The organism is Rhodococcus sp. NPDC059968, assembly GCF_042738615.1.
Taxonomy (GTDB): domain Bacteria; phylum Actinomycetota; class Actinomycetes; order Mycobacteriales; family Mycobacteriaceae; genus Rhodococcus_F.
Genome location: NZ_JBHWUE010000226.1, coordinates 1 through 3429, shown reverse-complemented (window position 1 = coordinate 3429; position 3429 = coordinate 1). Strand labels below are relative to the sequence as shown.

General features: G+C 62.8%; 2 protein-coding genes and 1 pseudogene. 2 read left to right on the top strand and 1 reads right to left on the bottom strand.

The features are described from left to right. A partial coding sequence (locus ACFWAY_RS53235) for an SDR family NAD(P)-dependent oxidoreductase (protein ID WP_378516465.1) occupies positions 1-601 on the top strand: 601 nt, incomplete at its 5' end. Positions 602-955: 354 nt separating this feature from the next. Here ACFWAY_RS53235 and ACFWAY_RS53230 read toward each other — a convergent pair. Next, positions 956-2382, bottom strand: a pseudogene (locus tag ACFWAY_RS53230) (IS1380 family transposase). Between the two features lie 216 nt (positions 2383-2598). Between ACFWAY_RS53230 and ACFWAY_RS53225 the strand changes: the two are divergent. Further along, entirely contained in the window at positions 2599-2943 is a 345-nt protein-coding gene (locus ACFWAY_RS53225) for an amidase family protein (protein ID WP_378516466.1), read from the top strand. Positions 2944-3429: the final 486 nt, after the last annotated feature.

Below are 3429 nucleotides of genomic sequence, written 5' to 3'. Positions count from 1 at the left end.
ATCTGACCCTAGAGAAGTCTTATTCTTCCACTACGGCAGGGCATTTCGCCCTTATGACACTCTCAGGCGCTCATCCGAATCGGTGTTTCCAGGCTTAGGCGACGTCACGGTTCTGATCAACAACGCTGGCGTGCTCGATCCAGGTCACGACATCAGCGAAACCAGCGTAGAGAATTTCGAGCGCCACTACCGCGTCAACCAGCTCGGCGTATTCCTCGGAATGCGCACAGTGGCGGCAGATATGAAGCAAAGGGGCTCGGGCTCGATCATCAACCTGTCCTCCATCGGCGGTCACCGCGGTTACGCGAATCAGATTGGCTATTCGACGACTAAGTGGGCGGTACGCGGCATGACAAAATGCGCTGCGGTCGAATTGGGACCGTATGGGGTGCGCGTAAACTCCGTTGCGCCCGGATTCATCAGCACCACGATGATCGACGTCATGCCAGACGAGCAAATCGATGCGGTCACCCGTGCCACACCGTTGCGGCGGCGTGGCACGGCCGACGAGATCGCGCGGGCAGTTCTGTTTCTCGCATCCTCGGAATGTTCGTTCATGAATGGCACCGAACTGGTCGTTGATGGAGGTTTGTCGCTCTAGCTGTATGAAGCCGCATGACAGTTCTATTGTTAGCGAACAATGACCTCGGTCACGATACAGAGACTCGGGTGCCCTCAACCCGAGCGGCATATGCACAGCGGTGGTCGGGGACATGTAGCGGCGCCGTCACTGCTGTGTTCCGGTCGCGACGATGCCGTCGCCGCAGCTACTGGGTCTCGTAGCCGGAGCCAGCGCTAAGCCTGAATCCGTGGATCGCTGATTTCGGTCGGATTCGTTTGTGATGCGCACAGGTGATGCTGTTCGGGGTGTAGTTGATCTGCTGACCTGGTTGTCAGCTCATCCACGTTCGTTGTGTTCCTGGGGTTGGGGCCGGTGCGGCCGGTGTGTCGAGGGTCAGGCTGCTTGGGGTGGCGTGTAGTCGATGGTGTTGTCCCAGAGGGATGTCCAGTGCGCTTGTCGTGGCCAGTGAGCTGGCAGGTGGAGCACGGGTTTGCGTGCGGGCCGGGCGAATCGGGCGGGAACGTTGACCAGGTGCCGGCGCAGGCTGGCGCCGCGGGCGACGGCGTGGTGTCCGCCGGCGAGAGTGCCGGCGGCGCGCAACAGATTGTGGGTGATCGCGGCGCAGAGCACCCAGGCGCTGTTCGCGCCGAACCGTCCCGACGGGATGTGCGCGAGGGGTCCGTCGATCAGGTCCGCGAACACCGTTTCCATGATCGCGTGCTTGCGGTGGGTGATATCTGCCTCGACGGTCGACAGATCGGAATTGGTGAAGAACGGGTGGTAGCGCCACACCGGGACGCCCCCAAGCACTGCGTGCAGGGAGGGACCCCCACGCATCCGGGTAATTCGCGTCCTTGACCCGGCGCACGATCAGGCGGGCGGTGACCCGGTGGCGGCCGGAGAACGCGGTGTACGAGGTCTCGGCGACCTCGGCGTCGGAGATCAGCTCCCCGGTCTCGGGGTCGATAACCGCACCTTCGGTAGTGCACCGGCATCCACTTGTGCTCGTCGATGCCGTCGATGGCCCGGGTGATCCGCGGATTACGGGTCATCACCAGGGAGAACTCGATACCCGCGGCGACCGCGGCGCCGATAACGGCCTTGTTCCCGAACGCCGAATCACCGCGGACCATGATCTTGCCGTGCGCCCCGCAGGCGCGGGCGGTGGTGATCGCCGAACGCAGCTGGGAGGCGGCGCCGCGGCCGGATCCCGTCTTGCCGGCCCGCAGCCGCATCTCGGTGATCACCGGCGCCGCCTGCGCGGTGGACAGGGTCGTGACCAGCGGCGACAGTCCCTTGCGGAGCAGGGCGCGGCCGGCGATCTTCGCATGCCCGTAGGACGCTCCTTGTTTCTGGTGTCCGTAGACCGGGCGCAACAGCGAGTCGATGTCGAGGAACGCCCGCTCGGCGATGCCGGGCAGCAGCGGGGTGCGGGCGGCGAGGGCGATCAGGTGTCGGCGCAGCACCGACCCGAGTTGGAGGCTGTGCCCGAAGGTGAACTCGCGCAAGAATATCCCCAGTGTCGACGGCGCGTACACCTGATCGAACAGGGCGGGCATCCCACCGGCCCGGAGCAGGTTCATGTCGTCGATGACGTCCGCTCCGGTGCACATTCCGGCGATGATCGAGGTCAATTTCCCGACCGGGTTCACCGCACCCGAGGCCACCCGTGTGGAGTCGAGGCGGACATGAGTGTCGATCAACTCCGACAGTCCTGCCTGTTCGGCCAGTTCCAGCACCGGAACCAGACCGGCAGACGACACGAGATTGCGTTCGTCGAACACAGCGGATTCGGCCGTGAACGTGTGCGATGATTGCACTGAAAGTGCCCTTCCGTATGTGGACAGTTGTGACGTGAGAATCTTGATTGTCTCACTACGGGAGGCACTTTCACTGTTCACTCGCCGACGATCCCGCTACACCCTCCACGGATTCAGGCTTAGATACTGCGGACGTGCGGACCATGAGAGGGTCACGTCTCTTCACGGAACACATTCCGACTGTCGATGCGACTTCGGTTAGGCGAATGAAGGACGCTGGAGCCCATTCCCATAGGAAAAACGAATGTTCCGGAGTTCTCGTACCGGACCGAAACAGACAACCTGGTCTCAGGAAAAACATTGAACCCGTACAACGTTGATCGTACATTGGGTGGCTCCAGCGGTGGGGAGGCAGCCGCCATAGCCACGGGAATGTCTCCTATTGGGCTGGGTAGTGATGTGGCGATCTCAGTTCGCGGCCCCCACTGCACCGCCGCAGGGAGCCGATCAGTCACAAGCGGTGAACCCACCGAGCGGATGATCCGGCAAGCCGCCTTCAGCATGGTCTGCACCACCACCCCGGAAATCAAGTCCCGCATCCTGACCGCACGCACTCCCTAGTGGAACCGCCGACCGAGACGCATGACGGCGAACCCAAACCCGACTACTCACACCCTCACTCCCATCGCAAGCCTCCGCGTCTCGCTCCACCGGAACCGGCGATCAGACGGATCTGATCAGTCAGCAGAACAGCGCCCGAACCAGAAGAATCGTCCGCCAGGTCGCCGCCCACCGTGATGCACGGTGCATCACCCCAACCCGCCGTCAGTGCTATCTACCCCGGGACGACCAGTTCGCGCATCGGCGACTTAGCGAATCTCGGCCAGTTATGCTGGCGCCCTCGAAGGCATCGACGTCGCCCCCACCGGAACTTCAGGCGGCCGCAGGGAACCTCATCGACTTTGCCTCGAAGTCGTCGTCAAACCAGGATCGAAGTCTCCGATACTCCACACTCAGTCCGATCCCTGCCTGACGCCAAAGCCGGTGTCTCACCACCGGGCTGGCAGCCAACGTCCCGACCGGGTGTGGGAAACGGAAGTGGTGCGA